The following is a 21793-nucleotide window of genomic DNA, read 5'->3' as shown; positions in this document are numbered from 1 at the left end:
TGGGAAAGGGCGTCGGGTGACAAGCAGGTCATCGCCTATCGGCTGGATCTAACCGCGCCCTCGTTCGGCGACATCTGAAGGGCTCTGAGAGCCTCCCAATTGCACTCCATAGTGCGCCAGAGTACCCCGCAAACATTCGCGGATTGAACGACGCCGCTTCAAGCGATGACAGCTCGGCTTCCGACCGGATTACGGCAAGCGTCGCCGGCGACCTGCCGGGCGTCAGTCGCCCGATACAGACAGCCCCGCGAGAAGCGGAGCGTAGGCGGCGAGCCTGCGGGATACGAACTCAGTGAAGAGCCGCACGCGCTTCGTCTTGCGTGTCTCCCCCTGTGTGAGAAGCCAGAGCGTTCCATGCATGTGCAGGTCGGTGCCCGGCACCCTCGCCAGTAGGGGGTCGGCATCTCCGACGAAGCACGGCAGTGTCGTCATCCCGAGCCCTTGCCGTACCGCAATTATCTGCGCCTCGCCGTCCGTGGTCCTGAACGGAACCCCTGTGGGACGAACCTCACCCTCGCGGGCCCAGTCCGGGATGCCATGAATGCTTATGACGATCCACCGGATGGGATCCGGCGCGCCCGCACGCCACGCGGCTAGTCGATCGCGAGACATGTAGACGCCGCTGAACAGCTCCGGTCCCTTCAGGCCGTGAAGATTGAGCGGCAGGGTTTTGCGGTCGTAAACGACGCGGATCGCGACATCGGCCTCTCGGTTGGTCAGATTTGCCAGCTCGCCGGACGACAAGATTTCCATCTCGATGTCCGGATGCAGATGCGCAAACTCAGCGAAGTCGGGCATAAGCAAGTGAGTCGCGAGGGTCGGCGCCAGTGTCACCCGCAAGAGTCCGCGTACGCCCTGGTCGCGCCCGAAAATTCGCGTCTCCAACTGGTGCGACGACGCTTCCATCTGCTCCGCGAACTCGAGGACCTCCACGCCCGCAGCCGTCAGGCGGTAGCCCGAGGGCAGTTTCTCGAACATGTGCGCCCCCAGCCGCTCCTCCAGTTGGGCAATGCGCCGCAGCACTGTGGTGTGGTTCACCCCGAGGCGCTCGGCGGCGGCTCGGACCGAGCCCCCACGCGCGACAGCAAGAAAGTAGCGAACGTCGTCCCAGTCGATCATGGTGCAATCCCGCACCGCGGGGTGCGCCTTCCAAAGCCCGTATCTAAACATCGAACAGCAGTACGGGCGGTCATCATAGCCTATGTCCACGAGCGCGGCCCAATTCCAAACGGCGGACACCGATCGCGCGGCTGGCGTCACTCGTCCAGCCGGATCGATTTCGCACCACCGATGTGCGCGCTTCCGCACTCAACAAATGACGCCGACGGACCCATTTCGAGGTTCTCGGAGGCAGATGCTGTCCCGACACCACGAAAGGAGAAGTCATGGGAAAGCTTGAGGGTAAGGTTGCAGTCATCACGGGTGGTACCTCCGGTATGGCACTTGAGACGGCGAAACTGTTCGTCGAAGAGGGGGCCTATGTTTTCATCACGGGCCGGAGACAGGAGGCGCTCGATGAGGCCGTCAAGCTGATTGGCCGGAACGTGACCGGCGTGCGCGGCGACGCGGCCAATCTCGACGACCTCGACCGCCTGTTCGACACGATCAAGCGGGAAAAGGGCAAGATCGACGTACTGTACGCGAGCGCTGGCACGGGCGAAGCCGTCCCACTGGGCGAGATTACCGAGCAGCACTTCGATGCGGCCTTCGGCCTGAATGCGCGCGGCACGCTGTTTACGGTTCAGAAGGCGTTGCCGCTGTTCAACGATGGCGGATCGATCTTCATGACCGGGTCGGTTGCTTCGATCAAAGGTTTTCCTGGTTACAGCGTGTATGCGGCGAGCAAGGCGACGCTGCACGCATTCGCACGCGGTTGGCTCAACGAACTGAAGGGCAGGAATATCCGGGTGAACGTGCTGCACCCGGGGCCGATCGCCACACCGATGCAGGACCAGGTTCTCACCGAGGAGGCGAAGCAGATGTTCGAATCCCTGATCCCGCGGGGAAAGATGGGGCGTCCTGAGGAAATTGCGGCGGCCGCGGTGTTTCTTGCTTCAGACGATTCGAGCTTCGTGAATGGGGTGGAGTTGTCTGTCGACGGCGGCTTCTCGGCCATCTGAAATCGCGCCGGATCGCGGGAAGCGGCTGACCGGCGGGAACTAGCGTGTCCACGGTGGAACGACTTCCGCGCTGAACGGTCAGTCCGGCCGCGCGGAAGTCATTCACGGCGGGACGTCTACGCGAAGGTCGCCACACAGCGAAACGGATAACCCAGCGCCGTTGAAGGCCGGGAATCAATATCAACACGGATCGGAGAAGTATTATGAGCTATGCGATTGTAGGATTCGGTAAGATAGGCCAGGCTCTCGCCCACGCCTTCGCCCGTAAAAACATCGACGTGACCGTCGCGAGCCGCCGGCCGCCCGAGGCGTTGGTGGCGCAGGCTGGGGCGATCGGACCCACGGTCGTCGCCAAGTCACTGCGGGATGCACTCGAGGCCGACACGATCATCCTGGCGGTCCCGTTCGGGGAGCATCGCGAGGTTGCGAAGGCCCTGCCGAGCTGGGAAGGCAAGACAGTCATCGACGCGACGAACGCGTTTCCAGTCCCTGAAGAGCTGGATGGTCTCCCGTCCTCCGCCTGCGTTGCGAAGGCGTTCACCGGCGCCAAGTTCGTGAAAGGTTTCAATCACCTGATTGCGGCCACCCTGGCTGCCGATCCGATCGTCGAGGGCGGCCACCGGGTCATCTTTCTGTCGAGCGACGACGAGGGCTCGACCGGTCCCGTGGCGGCCTTGGCCAAACAACTCGGGTTCGCACCCGTCAAGCTGGGAAAGCTCAACGAGGGTGGCGCGCTGGTGCACGCACGCGGCCGCACTTGGGGCCAGCTCATCTTCCAGGATTTGTTCAAGAAGGAGCAGTAATCGATCTACGACCGTGTGATTTGGCCCGAGAACCTATCGACTGCCGTCGATGGCCTAGGATTCGCCCGAGTGTCCTCTGCTATCCGATACCACTCCATGGTACTCCCCCGTCACTCCCACTCAATCATCAATTAAGGCCGTACCTGATTGTTTCAATTACTTAATTTAAGTCACACAACCAGTGAGTACCGTCAAAAATACCGTCAGATTCTTACGCTGTTGAAAAGACTGAAACAATGTGGTCGCTGCCGCGGTATGCACACTTTTGATTGCATCATTTGCGAGCTGCCATTCGGCGAGGTAAAGCTGGAGTTCTCAGAACACAACAAGGACGGTGTTTGCTCATGCTCGACAGCTCTAGGTTCGAGTAGACGCGCGGCTGTATCGGGGGGAATGGGCTGGTAGGAAATGGATGTCGTGCCGCATCACTCTGTCGATCGACCAAGCTTCGCATTGCCTCATCTGCTGCTCGTGGCGATGGCCCCCGATCGGAGATGCGCTATAGGAACACGCGAATTTCGATTCTGCCCTCAACTCTCGGGACCACTCACTCTGAGTAACAACGTCACGCCGATCCCACCTTCCGACGCTATTTTGCGGCAATGCGGCCAGTAAGCGCCGCGCCCGTTCGCGATTTCCTAGTGGTGAAAGTCTGACATTTGGTACCCCACGCGTGGAGCAGCTTAGGCTGAAAGAGCACGTTGCACGACAAATAAACCGCCTATCAGCTAACCACGGACCAGATGGAAGGTCAGCCCCGCAAGGCGGTTTTGGATTTCCCCGAGACCTTGCCCAGTTCCGCTTCCCATAGATCGAAGGGGCTCGCGACAATGGCCACGGACTTTTCCTGACGCAGCGCGGCGCGGCTTCCAGCATCCTTGCCACGAACCTTGTCTCGACCTTCCACAATTCGGTCATGGCGGTGATCGAACCCGTCGCGGCCCTGCGAGATCCCGCTGATGTGCAGGTCGTAGAATTTGCGCCGCAGGTGAGCCCAGCACCCGGCGAGCCGGATTGTTTCATTGCTGCCGGCTTTGTCCCGTGCCTTGACCAGGTTGGTATAGGCCGAGTAGCCATCCACTTGCAGGATACCGCTGAACCCGGCGAGGTGGCGCGCGTGAGCGAATGGCGGATGCCGGTCACAACTCCTGGCGCTCTTTAACTGCCAAACCAAGCGCTTGGCTGAGTGGCACCGCCTTGGAGAACAGGAAGCCCTGAGCGGTTTTGCAGCCAAGCTTGTGCAGAGTTTGCCGATCCGCCTCTGTCTCGACGCCCTCGGCCATGACCTCGATCCCGAGCGTCCGACCAAGATCGATCACGGTTTTGACAAGCAGCCGATCCTCCCGCGATTTGGCTAAACCGCGAATGAAGCCCTGGTCTATTTTCACCTTCCTTATCCGACTGTCCTTGAGCGATGCCAACGTGGAAAAGCCGGTGCCGAAGACATCGAGCGCGATGGAAATGCCGGCATGTGAAAGCCGTCCGAGCTTTTCATCGACCCTGTCCGGGTCCACGGGCGATTCTTCTGTTATCTCAATTTCGAACATCGTTGCAGGGAGGTCCTTTGCCGCCAGACCATTCAGAACCATTTCGTCGATATCGCCGGCCTCCAATTCGCGCGGTGAAACGTTCATCGTCACACGAACATCACGACAGTCAGCTTTCACCAAGGCGTCGATAAAAGCGCAACATTCGGAAAATACAGCTTGAGTTAGCAGCTGGAGCATTCCGGTTTCGCGTGCCGCTGTCATGATTTCGGGCGGAGAGATGGAACCGTGAATCGGATGGGACCACCTTAGCAACCCTTCAAAACCGATCACAGCTTCGGTGTCGAGTCTTACGATTGGCTGGAACCAAGGGCCCAAGCTTCTCGTCTTTATCGCCGAATGAAGATCGCGTTCGATTGACTGGCGGCGTTGCAGTTCCCGGTCGAGCTCGGCATCGAACAGGCAAGATTCGTTCCTGCCACGGCGCTTAGCTGTGTAAAGGGCGATGTCCGCCCGCAACAACATTTCCGTCAGCCCCGGGTTTTTAGCCGAGTATATTCCTATGGATGCCCCGATCCGGACGGAGGCGACGCCAGGATAGGGGCGAGCAAGCTTGGATATGAGATTGGATGCGAGATTGCTGGGAGAAGGCGAATTTCTAAGCGAGGAAAAAACCAGCACGAATTCATCGCCACCGATGCGGGCGAGCGTTGAGCCCTCCGGTGCTTCTTCCTCTATTCGGCGGGCGATCCTGGCAAGCAGCTCGTCACCCGTTCTGTGACCGTAGGTATCGTTGACAGATTTGAACCCATCCAGATCAATCAGCATGGCCACAAAGGGCCCATCAGTGTTCTCAAACTGATCGATTGCATGTTCGAGGCCGCGCCTGTTGAGGAGCGCGGTAAGATGGTCCTCCCTGGAATTGCGCTCCATTTCCGCGGCAAGCCGCTCGGCTTGATGTCTCAGGCGGCTCGCGTCACGGAAGCGCGCTTGTCCAACGAACGAGGCTCGAGCCAGGCCGCCCTCGAAAAGCAGGACGGCAAAAGCCAGAATGTAGTTTTCCAGGGTTCCCTTCGTCAGCAAGCATGCGGCGGCAATGAGGAGTGGCGGTGTGATGAAGTATATCGCTGCCGCAGCATATGAGCTGCCGTACGTGACCGCGCCAGCTGAAATGCCCGCCAGAATTATTAGATGCAGCGATGCTTGAGACGTCGTGTACCCAGCCGTTAGGACGGCAAGGAATGACCAGGTGAATCCCGCCAGAAGAGCAAGCCTGCCAAACCAGCGAAGCCGCAGCCAAACCCGTGTCAGATCATCCTGGACTCCGGGTTCCTTCAGCTGATGACGGGCGAGTGCAAGGCGGGCGGCATTTATCGCATTAACGACCGAAAACCAGGCCGCGCCAGCAAGACCGTTCCCGGAAAGGGCCTGCACGGTCAAAATCAGCCCGGACAGCACAATGCTTATCGGCATTGAGACGAAAAGGCCTGCCCTCAGATCAGCGAGCTGGTCCTGAAGGATTCTCGCCTCCAGCGGATCTTCTTTTTCCAGGGCTGGACGGGTCAGCTTGCTTACTCCTGCTTGTCCGCAGCCTATGCAGCCCCCCTGAAGGACGGGTTAATTCTTCAATCGGAGATCAGCGTCGGGAGCAGGATTACTCCGGCGCATGATGCACTCTCTCCCATCGCTCGCCCAGCACATCGCGCAAAATGCAACTGCTGGTGCAGTATCACCGCTGGAGCTCCGCCGAAATCCCATGCCGGACAAGGGGAACATGTTGGGCAAAGCGAAGCCCCAGATGCCTTGCAAGCCGTGCCGCCAGGTGGTCTCTGGAGTAGAGTCCAACCAGTATGTTCGTTGCATGGTAGAGCGGCGCCGCCGACAGGCGCAGCCGCCTTTCGTATATGTGCAGCATGTCGGGGTCGCCAACATTGCGGCCGTCGCGGCACGCAGTCATGATTCCACGGGCGAGTTGCTTCTGGCTGCTGAGACCGATGTTGAATCCGTGAGCGGTCACCGGGTGCATGCCGATGGCAGCGTCGCCGATGAGTGCGGCGCTCGGGGCCCGGAATTTGTGCGCCCAGGTCGTGACCAGCGGATAGGTATGGCGCTTGCTTGCCAAGGTCATTTTTCCAAGGCGCCCTCGACACAGTTTCGTCAACTCCGACAGGAACAAATCGTCATCGAAGGCAAGCAGTCTATAGGCCTCGTTTGAGCGCAATGTGAGCAGCAGCGACGACACGCCCTCCGCGAGGGGCAATATCGCTATCGTCTGATGGTGATCGAACCATTCGATGGCGATCTGGTGGTGGGCGCGCTCGTGCCTCACTCGGCAAATCAGCATCGAGTGGCCAAGCCGGTTGATATCGGCGCCGATGCCCAGCAGATCACGCGTGGCGGACAAACGCGAATCCGCGGCAACAACAAGCCGAGCAGTTAAACGCGCGCCATTAGAGAGCGTTACGACTGCTCCTTCTTGGCTGTTTGTTGCATCGACGACCGAGTGGCCGCACAACAGCCGGGCGCGATCCTGCAAGCGGACGATTTTGAACAGCGCCTCGCGGATCCGGCAATTTGGAACCAAAACCCCCAGCGGTTCTCCAGAGTTGCTGGGAGGATCGAAACGAAGAGCGAATGCGCTCGAGCCGTTGAGCACGCGCGCGCCTTGAATTGCTGATTTGTCCGAAGCCGGGATGACATCCCAGGCGCCGAGCTCGCGAAGGGTTCTGATCGAAGCGTTGGTCAGCGCGATTTCGCGACCATCGAAAGCCGGATTCGCCAGACTATCGAATGTGTTCTGTTCAACAACTGCCACCTTGAGTTCGCTTTGGGCAAGCGACGCAGCGAACGAAAGGCCGACCGGCCCGGCTCCAACGACAACGATGTCAAAATTGTCGTCAGAGCCCATCAGCGTGCCGCCATCCCGTCGGCTATCCTCGTGTAACGGTGGAACTGAGCCGACTGACATCCGCTGAGCTCCGTGCCCGCCGCCAACGCGTATGATGCTCCGCAGCACATTGACATCACGAGGATCTTCGGCGCTGGATCCGAGCCTTGGAACATTTCTACGAAGTCAGCCCAAAGAAGGCTACCTCGCCCACTGGACGAAGCGATCCCGTCTCCATTGCCGTGCCCAGCGATGTGAAGCACGTCGCACTTCGCCTTGTTCGCTTGGACTACAGCCTCACGAAAATGCTTTCGGTCCAAAGCAATGTGGAGCTCCGCGCGGATGTTGACAGTCTTTAGCATCTTCTGTGTGATCGGTCCGTCCGCCCTGTCGGCGAAGTAGTCATTCGCGTTGTGGCAGTCGATGATGTGAACGGCGCTCATGGGATTCTGCCTATTATTATCGTCGTGACGAGTGGATACCACGTGCGGAACACCGTGATCTGCGCTGAGTTTCGGTGACCGCATTGCTGCAAGGCGCAGGGCCGGAAATTGGCATGGATCGGCAATGAAGCATGCAACCCATCAGAGGTGGACGCGTCTGGCCGCGATACATAAGTCATGCATTCTCCTTCGAAGACTGGCCTATAAAGCACCACTGATGCGAATATGACCCTGATCTGGATCAGCCAGGGCACGATCAACCGGCACTGGTAGTTCACGCTCGGGTGATCGATCGCGACGCTCAACTTGTTACCCGTGCGCACAGTGCGAAGCTCGTCCGGCCGCGCGAGGTACTCTCGCGGCATCAGCCGCCTCATACTGGGTGCATGGGAAGGCAGTCCTTCGCACGACAGTGGATTTTCACAAATCAATGTAGTGCCCAGCTTAGGTCAAGCTGGTCATGGAGCATGGACAGCTTGTTCCCGACTGAGCCGGCTCGACTGACGAGCGGGATCCGCGCATCTTATGCACAGCGGATTGAAATCAGCGTCCCGGTTTGTCGTCCCGATCAATTAGTATCCGCTCGGCGGCTCCGTCGAGATCTTCGTATTGACCGCTTCGCAATGCCCAGACGAAGCCGGACAGGCCCAGTGCACCCAGAAAAAGGGCCACTGGTATGAGATAGAGCAAGGTCGTCACGAGGATTGTGCCGAATAGCCGACTGCGGAGCGTCTGACTTTTTGAATAACTTGCACCGTCGCATTCGCCATGAAGCCGTGCAAGCGCAATGCGTTTCCAATAACAAGCAGCGATGAGGCAGACATGGCAATCGCCGCTATCAAAGGCGTGACGTGCCCGAGGATGGCGATTGGTACTGCCACCGCATTGTAGACGATTGCGATTGCGATGTTCTGCCGGATCAGGTTTCCTGCCTTGCGCGAGACGCCCAGGGCGAGCGGCACCGCCAGGAGGCTTTCGCGCAGGAAGACGAAGTCTGCCGCGTTGCGGCCAATGTCGACGGCGGTGGCCGGTGCGATCGAGACATGCGCCGCGCTCAGGGCCGGCGTATCGTTGAGGCCGTCGCCAACCATCAGAACCTTGTGCCCAACTTTCGCGAGGGTTTCGATGCGTTCGAGCTTGCCCGATGGCAGCAGGCACGGAACGAAGTCGTCGATATCCAGCAGCTTTGCCACTTCGGCGCAGGCTGCGGCGGTATCGCCCGACAGCATTTGCATCGACACCCCGGCATCGTTCAATCGCTTGATCGCCGCCGCCGCGTCGGCGCGCAGCGCATTCTCGAAATCGAAGGTCGCGACAATGAACCCGTCTTTTGTCAGGGCCGTTCCACCATAGCCATGTTTGCCTTCACCTCCGGTCCGGGCCTTCCATCCAGCCCATCCGCGTCGACCCAGCCGCCAGGTGCTTCCGGCGACAGTGGCTTCGATCCCGAACCCCGGATGCTCTGTGACGGCATCGAATTTGTGTTGCCCGCCAGGAGCGGCAAAGCCGGTCATGGCCTTTGAAAACGGGTGACGCGAATGCGCGGCCATGTCGGCGGCGATTGCCAGCATGCCCGGATCAATCGAGTCCGCATTGACCAGCCGGGGCTGGCCGAGCGTGAGCGTGCCGGTCTTGTCGAACACGGCAGTATCGATCGCCGCGAGGCGCTCCATGGCCGAACCGTCCTTGACCATGATACCGCTCTCGAAAAGCCGCCGCGCCGCGACCACTTGGACGATCGGCACGGCGAGGCCGAGCGCGCAGGGGCATGTGATGATGAGAACAGCGATGGCGATCGTCATCGCCCGGTGCCAGTCGCCGGTCGCCGCCATCCAGCCCAGGAATGTCACGAAGGCGGTGAGATGAACCAGGGGCGCGTAGAGTGCCGACACGCGATCAGCGATGCGGCGATAGTGCGCGCGACCGCCCTCGGCGGATTCCATCAGCCGAACCATCTCCGCCAGGAACGAATCCTTTGCGGCGGCTGTCGCCTGGATCGTCAGCGGGCCGGTAAGATTGAGCACGCCGGCCTGTACTGCTTCGCCCGGCGCCACGTTTTTCGGCGTGCTTTCGCCTGAGGCCAGCGAGCAGTCGAGATCCGACGTTCCCTGGATGATCTTGCCGTCGACGGGGATCCTCTCACCGGCCGCGATCAACAACCGCATGCCTGGTTCGATCTCGCCGACCGGCAGATAGTCGCGCGCGCCGTCGCCGCGCATCACCATTGCGCCACGCGCGGCCATCTGAGACAGGCCCTTCACGGCAGTCCGGGCACGCTCCCGCATCACATGATCCAGCGTGCGCCCGATCAAAAGGAAGAACAGCAGCGATACCGACGCGTCGAAATAGGCGTGGTCGCCATGATTGATCGTCTCATAGAGGCTCATGGCATAGGCGAGCGAAACACCGACCGCGATGGGCACGTCCATATTCATGCGACCATGGCGCAAAGCATTCCAGGCCGAACGGAAGAAGATTCCGCCGGCGAAGGCGAGGGCAGGAATGGCGATCAGCGCCGAGACCCAGTGAAACAGGTCGCGGGTAGCACCTTCGGCGCCGGACCAGACAGAGACCGAAAGCAGCATGATGTTCCCCGCCGCAAAGCCGGCAACAGCGACAGCGCGGATCAGTTCGGCAAGCGTCTTGTCCTTGTCATCGACCTCGGGTGTGAACAGATGCGCCTCGTAGCCCAGCCTGCCAAGCGCGGCGACGAAGGGTGGCACCTCGTCTCCTCGCCACCGGACCGCGACCCGCTTCGTCGACAGGTTGACGCGCGCGCTTTCGACGTGATCGAGCTTTCCAAGTGCCGCCTCGATCGTCTGGATACAGGCGGCGCAATGAACCGTCGGCACTGAAAGATCGGTCTGCCGAAGATCATCGCCAAGCGATCGGCTCGCCAACCTGATCTCCTGGCTGGATGGCAGGACCGACGTGGCGCCGTTCAGATCCAGCGCCATTTCAGCGCCCGGTGCACAACAGCTCATTGCAGCGCTCCATGAGAAATCATAATCCTGCGGACGTCGCGATAGGGTCGTGTCAGGCCGGCATCGGTGTCGACTTCGACGATCCAGACGCCGTCCTTCGGCATATGCTGGGCGGCGAACTCCTGGCCGGAGGCGAGGGCGAGCGTGACGGACTTGTCCTCTTTCTCGTAGGCGGGATGACGAAACAGCACCTTGACGCCGTGCAGAGGAACCGGCTTGCCTGCAGCGTCGGAGAGGCTGTAGCGGACTTCGCCCCATGCGATGGTCAGCTTGCCGGTCCAACCGAGCGCTGCTTGAGCGCGGCCGGCCTCGGCCTCCTTGTTGAATTGCTGGCTGGCCACATAGGTGTTCTCGACGACGAGGCCGGTCCAACTCGTATTGGCGAGCGTGGCCATGGTCAGGTTGACCGCGATGACCACCCCGAAGAAGGTGAGAATGATGGCCAGCATGTGCCTGCCGGTGAATTCGCGAGGCTTTTGGGCATTGGCGGTCATTTGGCGGCCTCTGGCGCGTTGAATGTGGCGGCGTACTCGTTCGACTCGAAGCTCGCCTTATCCTCGACACGGAACTTGAAGGTCTGTGCCGGGGCGTGGATCTGGTCCGCCGGTTGGCGAACGAAGACCTTCAACGTTTTCAGGCGGTCGGGTTCGACCGGGATGGCGAAAGACCGGCCGGCCGGGATGTCGTCGCCGACGACGACCATGTCGGCACCCTCCAGACCCTGCATGGTGACGACGATTGTCCTTGGCTCAGGGATCATGTTGAGCAGCTTGACGCTATAGCCATTGCGGATGGAGCCATCGGATAGTGTGACGAATTGCGGATTGCGGTCATGCAGCACGTTCAGTTCGAGCCGATCGCGCGTCAGCAGCGAATAGAGCAGGCCCAGCCCGATCAGCGACCACAAGCCCATGTAGACGTAGGTGCGCGGCCGGAAGATCTTGCGAATGTGAAAATGCGCCACCTGATCGGAGAAGGTGCCGACAGCAGTCCTGACCAGCGACGGATTGATTGAACTGGAGCCGCCTGCGGTCGCCAGCATCATGTTGGCGTTGTAGTCGGAGAGCGTCGCGTAGGAGATCAGCCCGCGCTCCTTGCCGAGCTTGTCCATGACGCCGTCGCAGGCGTCGATACACAGCGCGCAGGTAATGCATTCGAGCTGCTGGCCGTCGCGAATGTCGATTCCCATTGGGCAGACCGCGACGCAGGCATTGCAGTCGACGCAGTCGCCGACGGACTGCCCCGAGGCTTGCACCTTCTTGGCGTGGCGCGATCGCGGCTCGCCGCGCCAGTCATTGTAGGTGACGGTGAGCGAATTCTCATCGAGCATGGCTGCCTGGATGCGCGGCCATGGGCACATATAGGTGCAGACCTGTTCGCGCATCAGGCCGCCGAAGGTGTAGGTCGTCGCCGTCAGCACGGCGATGGTGATGTAGGCGACAGGTGCGGCGGTACCGGTGAAAAGCTCGCCCACAAGTGTTGGTGCATCAGCGAAATAGAAAATCCAGGCGCCACCGGTCGCCGCCCCTATGACAAGCCAGATGGCGTGTTTCGAGACCCGCAGCATCAGCTTGCGGGCGGTCCAGGGGCCGGCATCGAGTTTCATGCGGGCGTTGCGGTCCCCCTCAATCGCACGCTCGACGACAAGGAACAGATCGACCCACACGGTCTGCGGACATGCATAGCCGCACCAGGCACGGCCGACAGCAGAGGTAATCAGGAAAAGTCCAACACCGGCCATGACCAGGAGGCCGGCCACATAGAAGAATTCCTGCGGCCAGATCTCGATGAAGAAAAAGTAGAAGCGCCGATTGGTGAGATCGAGCAGCACGGCCTGGTCCGGGGCAAATGGGCCACGATCCCAATGCAGCCACGCAGTCAGGTAATAGATGCCAAGTGTGATCGTCATCACCAGCCATTTGAAGCGGCGAAAGTTGCCCGAGGCGCGCTTCGGAAAGATCTTTTGACGCGCGGCATAAAGGGGCTTGCGGGTTTTGGCGGCATTGACAGTTTCTGTTTCGAGCCGTGTCAACTGCGTCTTGTCACGCACGTGCAACTCCACTTTCCCAGCCAATGTCAGGGGCACCTGTCGAAAAGCCTCGCGGTAGGACAGCCTTGCCGGGTTGTGCAGATCGCATTAGGAATGGTGTCGAGGCCCGGCTCGCGCCGGGCCTCGTCCGCTTGGCAGGGGTGACCGAAGAATAGGGCTTCCATTCCTATTCTCCGCCGCCAAGCGAATGGACATAAACTGCAAGTTCCTTGACCTTGATCTCGCCGAGACGGCCAACCCAGGCCGGCATGACGCCCTGCTTTGGCGCACGAACCTGGGCGGCGATGGCCGTCTCGCCGGACCCGTAAAGCCAGATCGCGTCAGTCAGGTCGGGGGCGCCGAATTCCCTGTTGCCTTTTGCATTGTCGCCGTGACAAGCGACGCAGTTCTCGGCAAAGACCTTGGCGCCGGGTTGGATCAGACTTGCATCGCGGACCTTGCCGGAAAGGCTGGCCACGTAGGCGCTGACTTGTGCGATCTGGTCGGCGGTGATGATGTCGCCGAAGGCCGGCATTTCTGACAGTCGCGTGTCCGGATCGGAAGCAAAGCGGAGGCCGTGCGTGATCGTCTGCTTGATCTGGTCGGGGCTGCCGCCCCAGAGCCAGTCATCGTCATTCAGGTTGGGAAAGCCCTTCGACCCCTGAGCGCCGGAGCCGTGGCATTGCGTACAGTTGACCTTGAACGCGGCAGCCCCGGCAGCGACCGCGAATTCGCGCAAGGCATCGTCGGTCAAGATCTCCGAGACGCTCTTTGCCTGGATGGCTGCAACATACTTGCCCTTGGCGGCCTCGGCCGCGGCAAGGTCGTTCTTGACGTCCTTACGGCTTGAATAGCCGAGCATGCCCTTGGTTGCCGAGGTCAGCATCGGCCATGCCGGGTATGCGGTCGTATAGACGAGCGCCCACGCTATGGTGACGTAGAAGGTAATCACCCACCATCGCGGCAGAGGATTGTTGAGCTCCCTGATGCCGTCCCATTCATGGCCGGTGGTTGAGACGCCGGAGACCTCATCGATGTGCTCGTCGCTCATGATCACTCGTCCTCGAGCGGAATGCGGGCAGCTTCGTCGGCCAGCCTTCGGCTGCCGGGGCGTAGGGCAAAGGCGATGCACCCGACGAAGAACAGCGCCATCGCAACCAGGCCCCAGCTGTCGGCAAACGCCCGCATCAAATTGTAGGTCATCAGCGTTCTCCTCAGCGGTAGCCGGCGGCTTCGTCGTAATTTTTGAAGTCGACCAGTGTGCCAAGCATCTGCAGGTAGGCGAGCAGGGCATCCATTTCGGTGACCTGTTGCGGGTTGCCGTCGAAGTCGCCGATCTTGACTTTGGGGTAACGCGCCTCAAGGCCTGATGTGTCGGCATTGGGATCGGCCTGCGCCGCCAGATCCGCATTGGCGTGCGCGATCATGTCATCGGTGTAAGGGACGGCTACACGCCTGTTGGCGACCAGATGCGTCGAGAAATCCTTCACGTCGATCGGCGTGTCTTTCAGGAACCCATAGCTCGGCATGATCGATTCCGGCACCACCGAGCGCGGGTCGGTAAGATGCGCGACATGCCATGCATTCGAGTAGCGGTCGCCAACTCTGGCGAGATCCGGCCCGGTGCGCTTCGATCCCCACTGGAAGGGGTGATCGTACATGGACTCGGCAGCCAGGCTGTAGTGGCCATAGCGCTCAACTTCGTCGCGGAACGGCCTGATCATCTGGCTATGGCAGAGAAAGCAGCCCTCGCGCATATAGATGTTGCGCCCGACAAGTTCGAGCGGCGAATAGGGGCGCATGCCTTCCACCTTCTCGATCGTATTGTCGAGATAGAAGAGAGGCGCTATCTCGACGATACCGCCGACCGTCACCACGAGCAGCGAGCCAACGAGAAGAAGCGTGGCGTTCTTCTCGATGATTGCGTGTTTGTCCATCAAGCCCATTACCTGGCTCCTGATCGCGCAGGTCGGATGGCGACGGGGCTCGGCATCGGCTCCTCCTCGCGCTGGTGGCCGAGGATGGTCATGGTGATGTTCCAGGCCATGATAAGGGCGCCGGAGAGGTACATGGCCCCACCGATGGCGCGCATGACGTAGTATGGGTGCATGGCAGCGACGGTTTCGGCGAAGGAATAGACCAGGAAGCCCTGCTGGTCGTATTCACGCCACATCAGGCCCTGCATGATGCCTGACACCCACATGACCGAGGCGTAGACGACGATCCCGAGTGTCGCCAGCCAGAAGTGCCAAGTGACGAGCCGCAGCGAGTAGAGCCGGTGACGGTTCCAGAGCTTCGGCACCATGTAGTAGATTGCGCCGAACGAGATCATGCCAACCCAGCCGAGCGCGCCCGAATGGACGTGGCCGATGGTCCAGTCGGTATAATGCGACAGCGAATTGACCGCCCTGATCGCCATGATCGGGCCTTCGAAGGTCGACATGCCATAGAAGGCGACGGCCATCACCATCATGCGGATGATCGGATCGGTGCGCAGCTTGTCCCAGGCGCCGGACAGCGTCATCAGGCCGTTGATCATGCCGCCCCAGGACGGCATCCACAGCATGATCGAGAACGCCATGCCGAGCGTCTGCGCCCAATCTGGCAAGGCGGTGTAGTGCAGGTGATGCGGGCCAGCCCAGATGTAGAGAAAGATGATCGCCCAGAAATGGACGATCGACAGCCGGTACGAATAGACTGGCCGGTTCGCCTGCTTGGGCACGAAATAATACATCATGCCAAGGAAGCCGGCGGTGAGAAAGAAGCCGACCGCGTTGTGGCCGTACCACCATTGGGTCAGCGCGTCCTGGACCCCGGAAAAGGCGGAGTAGCTCTTGGAGCCCAGGAACGAGACTGGCATCGACAGGTTGTTGACCACATGCAGCATCGCGATGGTCACGATGAACGACAGGTAGAACCAGTTGGCGACGTAGATATGCGGTTCCTTGCGCTTCAGGATCGTGCCAAGGAACAGAATGAGGTAGGCGACCCAGACGATGGTCAGCCAGACATCCACATACCATTCGGGTTCGGCGTACTCGCGGCCCTCGGTGATGCCGAGCAGATAGCCGGTCGCGGCCATGACGATGAACAGCTGGTAGCCCCAGAAGACGAACCAGGCGAGATCACCGCCGAAGAGGCGGGCGCGGCAGGTGCGCTGCACGACATACAGAGACGTGCAAAGCAGCGCGTTGCCACCGAAGGCGAAGACGACACCGGATGTATGCAGCGGCCGCAAACGGCCGAAATTGAACCAGGGCTGGATGTTGAGATCGGGATAGGCGAGCTGAAGCGCGATCACCACGCCGACCAGCATCCCGACGACACCCCAGAACACGGTGGCGATCGCGCCGTAGCGGATCGGACCATCCATGTAAGCGGATGGGTCAATCGGAGCTGCTGGCTTGAACTCCGTGTTGCGCAACAGGATCGCAGTGAAACCAGCCACTGCGAAGAACAACACCCACATATGTCGGCGGAAAGGTTCATCCACGCCGAAGCCGGCGGCCACCAGGGCCGCAAAAGCGAACACGCTTAGAAGGACGATCTCTGTGCCGAATTTCATTGCAGATCCCGATCTCGAATCTGGTGGATGCCAAATCCGCAGCGCACTAATTGCGCAGCCGCCGCCCCCTCGCCCTGATCTATGTCAGGCCGCACGATTTTGTGTCGGCGGCGCAATCAGCAGGTGGCGAATGAACGAGGAACGCAGCGCGGGCTCACCCCCTCATGGAAGGCGTTCCCTGGGTTGGGCGGGCGCAGACGCGATCGATTGAGGCGAAAGCTGAGGCTCTGCGACGCGTTGGATGCTATTGCCGATGCCCTGCCAAACGTTGTTCGGATCCCATTGGAAACGAACGCGATCGTTCGGCCGAGCCGTGGCAGCTTAAGGACCGTGCTTCGCCGGTATGTGCCGAAACACACCTGGCGATTGGTCGTCGTCCCTATCAAAGCCCGAAAGCTGTCTGTCTCGACCGTGACGCCGCTTCTTCGAAGGCGCGGCGACATCGCATTAGAAGGCAAGCACGGCCCGCCCCGGAGCCATGCGACATGGGCCTCGCCGCTTAGGGCCGCTCGCGTCCGCCGCCACAGCGCTTCTCCAGACGGCTTATGCTGTCCACCGTCACATGGCGTGCGTTCTCAATCCGAATCACCCCGTCAGCCCGCAATCGCGTCAGTTGGCGGCTCACGGTTTCGTTGGTAATTCCAAGGAAATCAGAGATTTCGGCACGCGTCAGCGGCAGATCGAAGGACGCTGACCTGGAAGCCGCGTCGAGACTGGAATCGATATTCCGGGCCATCATGAGGAGAAAACTCGCCACCTTTTCCGGAGCTGTCTTGCGCCCCAGCGTCACCATCCACTCGCGCGCCTCATCGAGTTCATTCAGCGTCTGTTTGAGCAGGCGATGCTCGAATTCCCGTGACGCCTTCATCATCCGTTCGACGGCCGCTCGCGGAAACGAGCACAGCGTGACTGCTGTTGCCGCTTCCGCATTGATCGAGCTTTCCACCTTGAAAGGACGTCCCAGAAAATTCGGTGCAAACTGGAGACCGACGATCTGCTGGCGCCCATCCGACAGGCTCTTTGATAGCTTTACCACGCCTGAAAGCACGTTCGAGTAGCTGTCGACGTTCTGTGCCTCGCCGGTCAACTCCATTCCTGACTCGATCCGGCGACGCGAGCAAGTCTTGGCGAGCCCAACCAAATTGTCTGGATCGAGCGCACCGCAGACACCGCGACGCCGTGCCTCGCAAGGGAGGCAAAGAACAGGAATGCCGGAAGTATGAATGTCTTGCCGAAAGGTCATGCGTTCGCTTTACCCGATCCTAACTGCCGGCAGGATACCCATCCAGGGTAGAGAAGTCCTGCGGCGGTTTGTCCATGCGCGCGGCTGATCGAGATCAGGGTCTGCTTCAGCGATGCGTGCAGTGTTCGGCGGGCAACACGGTGAACGCGAGATGCAATCGGAAATAGCTGTCAAACTCAGCGAGAACGTCCCACGCTACACAAGCTATCCGACGGCGCCGCATTTCCATTCCGGGGTCGATGCTGCCATTTACCGTGGCTGGTTGGAGGCGCTGGAAAGTGGCGACGAAATCTCGCTGTATTTGCACATTCCTTACTGCGACAAGCTCTGCTGGTTCTGCGCCTGTCACACCAAGCAGACGCACCAATATGAGCCGGTGGCCGCTTATCTGCGCTCGCTGAATGCCGAAATCGTCACGATTGCCGGTCTGGTGAGCGGCAAGGCACATGTCCGTGCAATCCACTTCGGTGGCGGTTCGCCAACGATGCTGAGGCCCGATGACATGGTTGCTCTTGGAGCGGCCTTGCGGGACAGCTTCGACCTTCTCCCGGATGCTACGGTCAGCATCGAAATCGGAACCAACGACATGGACAAGGCGCGCCTTGATGCGCTTGCTCAAATCGGCGTAACGCGGGCGAGCCTCGGCGTGCAGGATTTCGATCCGCAAGTGCAAAAAGCAATTAATCGTGAGCAAAGTTTTTTGCAGACCAAGGCAGTCGTCGACGGGGTTCGTTCGCGGGGCGTTGAATCGGTCAATCTGGACCTGCTCTACGGGCTCCCGAATCAGACACGCGAGACGATCTGTTCCACGGTGGCGCAGGCACTGACCTTGGAACCAGACCGGATGGCTCTGTTCGGCTACGCACATGTGCCCTGGTTCAAGAAGCATCAGACGATGATCGACGAGGCATGGCTGCCGAGTCCCACCGAGCGTTTCGCCCAATCTCAACTCGCGGCGCGGGCAATTGTCGCCAAGGGATATGAGGCAATAGGACTCGATCATTTCGCGAAGCCCGACGATGCGCTGGCCATAGCGGCCCGCGCAGGGGTTTTGCATCGCAATTTTCAGGGCTACACCGAGGATCGCTGCCCGACACTGATCGGACTTGGCCCTTCGTCCATCGGTCGTTTTCGCCAAGGCTACGTGCAGAACATGGCTTCGACTGCCGGGTACGGGCGCATGGTTGCGGATGGCGGGTTGGCTGCCGTCCGGGGCGTTGCCCTTTCCGACGACGATCGCGTCCGTGGCTGGATAATCGAGCGGCTGATGTGTGATTTTGCCTTCTCGGCAGTCGATCTGGTGGAGCGGTTCGGCAAAGCCGGCGAGAAGCTCCTTCATCGCTCGAGGTCCATCGCCCTCCACGATCCTGCCCGAGCGCTTGAATTCGATGGCGACAGTTTCGTCGTACGGGCTGAAAGTCGCCCCTTCGTTCGAACCATCGCGGCCAAGTTCGATACATATTTCAAAGGGGGAACGGCGAGGCACTCGGTGGCGGTCTGAGCAAAGCACAGTGCGCTCGCCGTTTGGTCGATCGCGAACCAGCTGCGTTTCATTTTGACCGCTCATAGGCGACTACCGCATCCAATCGAAAATGCAAACTTAGGCTGTTGCGCGGTATTTCCTTCCACATCCTCTCTTACGCATACCTGCATTCCAAGGTGTTTGATCCTATGCTTCGCGAGGAGCAGGTAGGCCGCGACAGCTAGGCAATGTTCCAGCTGCCTCTAGCGGAGGAGTCACGATTTTTCGGCAAGCTCCGTCGGCAGACCTTCTTTTCGGGCCTTGGCAAAGGCTCGGTCGCCTTCCAGAAACGCCGCCAGCATGAAAGGGATGAGTTCTGCCACGGTTTCAGACTGACGATAGGTCTGACGGTAAAGTGCAGCATACTCCTTGAGTGTTTGGCCCAGCTCCGCGCTGACGGTAATGGTGATCTTCGAAGCTGTTCGGTCTGGAAGCTTTCCAAGTTTCAGGTCAGCCATGGTAACTCCTGCTCAACTCGCGTATGGCCGCAGCACGATGTCCTTGTGCACGATGACGCGCAGTGGCCAACCTGGGCGGACGATGATGGTGGGCTGGATATTGAGGTTTTTTTCGGTGATGCGCTGGCCGGCTCGACTGGCGTTCTGCTGGGCTGATTCCCGGATCGCCTTGACCAGATCGCTCTCGTTTTCGCCGAGGCTGAATTCCGTGCCGACACCGAGCAATGTGGCAAGCGCCACCCCCTTGATCAGCTGCCAGGTGTGGAAATCGACTTTGTCTTCCAGCCCTGCGTAGCCGGCGGTGTCGCTCGCGGGCAGATTGTCGATTTCGACCGACGAGCCGTCGGGCAGCAGAATGCGCTGCCAGACCAGCAGCGCTCGCTTTTGCCCGAACGCGACGACGCTGTCGTAGACGCCGATAAGACGTGAGCCCTGCGGAATCAGCAATATGTTGCCCGTGACCGTGTCGTGCACATTCTCGGTGACTTGCGCGACGACAAGGCCCGGCAAATCGGAATTGATGCCGGTGATCAGGCTGGCGGCAATCACGCTGCCAGCCATCAGTTGATACGGCGAGATCGGCGTCTGCAGCGCATGCGGATTGTAGATCCCGCCAGTGCTCCGCTGGCTGAGGAAATCAAGCTTTCGCTGCTGATTGTTCTGGTCGCCTTCCGCCGGCGCCACCGAGGCTGACGCGCGTGCTGCTTCGGATTGGGGAAGTGCCTCAAATGGATGCTGAGCAGTTTGCACGCTCTCACCGACATCTGTCTGTTGAGCTCGATTTTCGACGCGGAAAAGCACCTGCGATTCACGCGCTTCGATCGCCTGCTGCGCTAGACGCTGCTCCTCGGCCGAGATGTCTTGACCCGGCACGATGCCGAGCTGGCGCTGCCGCTCGAGGATGGGGCGACCGAGGTCGCCCGGCAAAGGTGGCCCAAGGACGGGAGGCTTCGGCTTCATGCCGGAATAGTCATGGGGAAGCGTATCGAGTCCCTCGACGGTTGGTTTGCGCTCAGTGCTGTAGGGATCTTCCGCCTGATCCCTGATGCGAAGGGCCGGCCCCTGGAGCGCCATCATGGCAACGCCGAACACAGCGCCGGATCCGAGCGCTGCGATCGCGATGATCACACCGCGCCTGAACCGCACCACGCGGCGGGGAGAGGCCCGAAGCTGCAGTTCCTCGGGATCCAGTTTCGGCGGGATGCCAGAGCGGGAATTTTCGATCATGAGCCCTCACCTCACCGGCTGGAACGCGAAAAGAGCGAGATCCGCCGTAGCGGTTGCCTGTCGTCAATCCTGCTGATGCGGATCACCTGCTGCTGCTTGGTGCCGAGGCGAAGTTCGGCCGCGGCGAAGAGCCGATCGACGATGTAATAGTTGCCGCGCACGCGATAGTTGACGAGCTCGCTGCTCCCATCTGCGCCGACGATGAAGAGTGGTGGCGCCTCGCCCTGATCTATGCGACGAGGGAACTCAATATAGACCTTGCTGCCGTCGTCGAAGGCTCGCGTCGGTCTCCAGGGCGGTGTGTCGCCACTGATCGAGTAGCGAAAGCGAAGGTTTTCGAGCGCGATATTCGACGCGACCGGTGTAACTGCCTCGGCTTGAGCATTGCGCTGGCGAAGCGCGATGATCTGGTCTTGGCTGTAGGTCCAGGAGATTGCCGCCATTGCTGTCTTCTCGGTGCTTTGAAGCTGCAAATGATAGGTCCGCCGGTCCGTCGTAATGACGACATTGGTGGCAAGACCCGGCGCGAAGGGTTTCACCAGAACATGGGTGCGCTGATTGTCACCGGTGCCGCTTGCGGTATCGCCTATGACCCAGCGCACGGTGTCGCCAGCCGACACGGCGGTTAGTTTCTCGCCCGGCTGCAGAGCGATGTCGGTCACGCGCTCCGGCGCGGCATAGAGCTGATAAAGCGCGCCATCGGTGAAGGGGTAGACTTGCACGGCATTAACATACCCGTACTTGGTGGGTTGCTGGGTCGCGGCTTTGTTGGCATCAGCGACGCGTTCTTCAGGGGGGCGCTTGTCCTCGGCCTTGCCGGACTCGGGCTGCAATTGGCCAGGCAGCGGCAGTGGTTTTGGCACCTCGACAATTCTAATCGGCCTCTCCGGCGCCTTCTCGATCGCGGCCGGTTTGAAGTCAGCAGCGTCATAGGAAATCTCAGGCGGCGGCACCTTCTTCGATGCACAAGCGGAAACGACCGCTGCCGACACCGATAGGATCAGCACGGCACGAATCGGTGACAT

General features: G+C 60.3%; 20 protein-coding genes. 3 read left to right on the top strand and 17 right to left on the bottom strand.

Annotation, left to right across the window (positions count from 1 at the left end):
* Nucleotides 1–222 precede the first annotated feature (222 nt).
* Nucleotides 223–1119 (bottom strand): LysR family transcriptional regulator, encoded by an 897-nt coding sequence (locus EOA78_RS03555; RefSeq protein WP_127313895.1) that lies wholly within the window; start codon nt 1117–1119, stop codon nt 223–225.
* Between the two features lie 266 nt (nt 1120–1385).
* Between EOA78_RS03555 and EOA78_RS03550 the strand changes: the two genes are divergently transcribed.
* A complete protein-coding gene (locus EOA78_RS03550) occupies nt 1386–2120 on the top strand; it encodes an SDR family oxidoreductase (protein ID WP_127313894.1) in 735 nt (244 codons plus the stop codon).
* A gap of 203 nt (nt 2121–2323) precedes the next feature.
* Nucleotides 2324–2923 (top strand): NAD(P)-binding domain-containing protein, encoded by a 600-nt coding sequence (locus EOA78_RS03545; RefSeq protein ID WP_127313893.1) that lies wholly within the window; start codon nt 2324–2326, stop codon nt 2921–2923.
* A 751-nt stretch (nt 2924–3674) separates the two neighbouring features.
* On the opposite strand, the gene EOA78_RS35830 is transcribed toward EOA78_RS03545, so the two are convergent.
* The 13 genes from EOA78_RS35830 to EOA78_RS03485 all read right to left on the bottom strand — a co-directional run bounded on the left by EOA78_RS35830 (nt 3675) and on the right by EOA78_RS03485 (nt 17561).
* Nucleotides 3675–4097 (bottom strand): transposase, encoded by a 423-nt coding sequence (locus EOA78_RS35830; protein WP_259979747.1) that lies wholly within the window; start codon nt 4095–4097, stop codon nt 3675–3677.
* Nucleotides 4063–5883, bottom strand: a complete 1821-nt coding sequence (locus EOA78_RS03535) for an EAL domain-containing protein (RefSeq protein ID WP_245477342.1) — start codon at nt 5881–5883, stop codon at nt 4063–4065. Before EOA78_RS03535 ends, EOA78_RS35830 begins: the two co-directional genes overlap by 35 nt.
* A 256-nt stretch (nt 5884–6139) precedes the next feature.
* Nucleotides 6140–7321, bottom strand: coding sequence for a 5-demethoxyubiquinol-8 5-hydroxylase UbiM (ubiM, locus tag EOA78_RS03530; protein ID WP_189350574.1), 1182 nt, complete (start codon nt 7319–7321; stop codon nt 6140–6142).
* Nucleotides 7318–7740, bottom strand: a complete 423-nt coding sequence (locus EOA78_RS35825; RefSeq protein ID WP_164783627.1) for a hypothetical protein — start codon at nt 7738–7740, stop codon at nt 7318–7320. The genes ubiM and EOA78_RS35825 overlap by 4 nt, the downstream gene beginning before the upstream one ends.
* Nucleotides 7741–8283: 543 nt before the next feature.
* Complete coding sequence (ccoS, locus tag EOA78_RS03525; RefSeq protein ID WP_084831491.1) at nt 8284–8439, bottom strand: cbb3-type cytochrome oxidase assembly protein CcoS; 156 nt, start codon at nt 8437–8439, stop codon at nt 8284–8286.
* Complete coding sequence (locus EOA78_RS03520; protein WP_091595777.1) at nt 8436–10724, bottom strand: cation-translocating P-type ATPase; 2289 nt, start codon at nt 10722–10724, stop codon at nt 8436–8438. Before EOA78_RS03520 ends, ccoS begins: the two co-directional genes overlap by 4 nt.
* Complete coding sequence (locus EOA78_RS03515; RefSeq protein WP_091595779.1) at nt 10721–11218, bottom strand: FixH family protein; 498 nt, start codon at nt 11216–11218, stop codon at nt 10721–10723. Before EOA78_RS03515 ends, EOA78_RS03520 begins: the two co-directional genes overlap by 4 nt.
* Nucleotides 11215–12774, bottom strand: a complete 1560-nt coding sequence (gene ccoG / locus EOA78_RS03510; protein WP_029354962.1) for a cytochrome c oxidase accessory protein CcoG — start codon at nt 12772–12774, stop codon at nt 11215–11217. Before ccoG ends, EOA78_RS03515 begins: the two co-directional genes overlap by 4 nt.
* Before the next feature lie 166 nt (nt 12775–12940).
* Nucleotides 12941–13804, bottom strand: a complete 864-nt coding sequence (gene ccoP, locus EOA78_RS03505) for a cytochrome-c oxidase, cbb3-type subunit III (protein WP_029354960.1) — start codon at nt 13802–13804, stop codon at nt 12941–12943.
* A 2-nt stretch (nt 13805–13806) separates the two neighbouring features.
* On the bottom strand, nt 13807–13956 hold the full coding sequence (locus tag EOA78_RS03500) for a cbb3-type cytochrome c oxidase subunit 3 (RefSeq protein ID WP_024502864.1): 150 nt from the start codon (nt 13954–13956) through the stop codon (nt 13807–13809).
* Between the two features lie 11 nt (nt 13957–13967).
* On the bottom strand, nt 13968–14699 hold the full coding sequence (ccoO, locus tag EOA78_RS03495) for a cytochrome-c oxidase, cbb3-type subunit II (RefSeq protein WP_091595781.1): 732 nt from the start codon (nt 14697–14699) through the stop codon (nt 13968–13970).
* Complete coding sequence (ccoN, locus tag EOA78_RS03490) at nt 14699–16318, bottom strand: cytochrome-c oxidase, cbb3-type subunit I (protein ID WP_091595783.1); 1620 nt, start codon at nt 16316–16318, stop codon at nt 14699–14701. Before ccoN ends, ccoO begins: the two co-directional genes overlap by 1 nt.
* 499 nt (nt 16319–16817) lie before the next feature.
* The gene (locus tag EOA78_RS03485; protein WP_091595785.1) at nt 16818–17561 is read right to left on the bottom strand and encodes a Crp/Fnr family transcriptional regulator; all 744 of its coding nucleotides are present in this window, start codon (nt 17559–17561) and stop codon (nt 16818–16820) included.
* 151 nt (nt 17562–17712) lie between these two features.
* On the opposite strand from EOA78_RS03485, the gene hemN reads away from it, so the two are divergent.
* Complete coding sequence (gene hemN, locus EOA78_RS03480; protein ID WP_091595897.1) at nt 17713–19062, top strand: oxygen-independent coproporphyrinogen III oxidase; 1350 nt, start codon at nt 17713–17715, stop codon at nt 19060–19062.
* 236 nt (nt 19063–19298) lie between these two features.
* On the opposite strand, the gene EOA78_RS03475 is transcribed toward hemN, so the two are convergent.
* From EOA78_RS03475 to trbG, 3 genes are read right to left on the bottom strand one after another with little or no spacing between them, the layout of a single operon-like run.
* Nucleotides 19299–19541 carry a DUF2274 domain-containing protein gene (locus EOA78_RS03475; protein WP_029354949.1) on the bottom strand — a complete coding sequence of 81 codons (243 nt, stop codon included), beginning with the start codon at nt 19539–19541 and terminating at the stop codon, nt 19299–19301.
* A gap of 12 nt (nt 19542–19553) precedes the next feature.
* Nucleotides 19554–20768: a TrbI/VirB10 family protein gene (locus tag EOA78_RS03470; protein ID WP_091595787.1), complete on the bottom strand. Its 1215-nt coding sequence runs from the start codon at nt 20766–20768 to the stop codon at nt 19554–19556.
* A gap of 11 nt (nt 20769–20779) precedes the next feature.
* Nucleotides 20780–21793 carry a P-type conjugative transfer protein TrbG gene (gene trbG, locus EOA78_RS03465; protein ID WP_164746653.1) on the bottom strand — a complete coding sequence of 338 codons (1014 nt, stop codon included), beginning with the start codon at nt 21791–21793 and terminating at the stop codon, nt 20780–20782.

It is taken from the genome of Mesorhizobium sp. M5C.F.Cr.IN.023.01.1.1, from assembly GCF_003997585.1.
In the GTDB taxonomy this organism is placed as follows: Bacteria; Pseudomonadota; Alphaproteobacteria; order Rhizobiales; family Rhizobiaceae; genus Mesorhizobium; species Mesorhizobium wenxiniae.
This window is presented reverse-complemented; position numbering and strand designations above follow the sequence as displayed.

Bases quoted from the DNA above. Each gene is read 5' to 3' on its own strand.
- EOA78_RS03555 (WP_127313895.1), bottom strand. From the start codon at position 1,119: ATGATCGACTGGGACGACGTTCGCTACTTTCTTGCTGTCGCGCGTGGG.
- EOA78_RS03550 (WP_127313894.1), top strand. From the start codon at position 1,386: ATGGGAAAGCTTGAGGGTAAGGTTGCAGTCATCACGGGTGGTACCTCC.
- EOA78_RS03545 (WP_127313893.1), top strand. From the start codon at position 2,324: ATGAGCTATGCGATTGTAGGATTCGGTAAGATAGGCCAGGCTCTCGCC.
- EOA78_RS03535 (WP_245477342.1), bottom strand. From the start codon at position 5,883: ATGCCGATAAGCATTGTGCTGTCCGGGCTGATTTTGACCGTGCAGGCC.
- EOA78_RS35825 (WP_164783627.1), bottom strand. From the start codon at position 7,740: ATGAGCGCCGTTCACATCATCGACTGCCACAACGCGAATGACTACTTC.
- EOA78_RS03520 (WP_091595777.1), bottom strand. From the start codon at position 10,724: ATGAGCTGTTGTGCACCGGGCGCTGAAATGGCGCTGGATCTGAACGGC.
- EOA78_RS03515 (WP_091595779.1), bottom strand. From the start codon at position 11,218: ATGACCGCCAATGCCCAAAAGCCTCGCGAATTCACCGGCAGGCACATG.
- ccoP (WP_029354960.1), bottom strand. From the start codon at position 13,804: ATGAGCGACGAGCACATCGATGAGGTCTCCGGCGTCTCAACCACCGGC.
- EOA78_RS03500 (WP_024502864.1), bottom strand. From the start codon at position 13,956: ATGACCTACAATTTGATGCGGGCGTTTGCCGACAGCTGGGGCCTGGTT.
- ccoO (WP_091595781.1), bottom strand. From the start codon at position 14,699: ATGGGCTTGATGGACAAACACGCAATCATCGAGAAGAACGCCACGCTT.
- ccoN (WP_091595783.1), bottom strand. From the start codon at position 16,318: ATGAAATTCGGCACAGAGATCGTCCTTCTAAGCGTGTTCGCTTTTGCG.
- EOA78_RS03485 (WP_091595785.1), bottom strand. From the start codon at position 17,561: ATGACCTTTCGGCAAGACATTCATACTTCCGGCATTCCTGTTCTTTGC.
- hemN (WP_091595897.1), top strand. From the start codon at position 17,713: ATGCAATCGGAAATAGCTGTCAAACTCAGCGAGAACGTCCCACGCTAC.
- EOA78_RS03475 (WP_029354949.1), bottom strand. From the start codon at position 19,541: ATGGCTGACCTGAAACTTGGAAAGCTTCCAGACCGAACAGCTTCGAAG.
- EOA78_RS03470 (WP_091595787.1), bottom strand. From the start codon at position 20,768: ATGATCGAAAATTCCCGCTCTGGCATCCCGCCGAAACTGGATCCCGAG.
- trbG (WP_164746653.1), bottom strand. From the start codon at position 21,793: ATGTCACCGATTCGTGCCGTGCTGATCCTATCGGTGTCGGCAGCGGTC.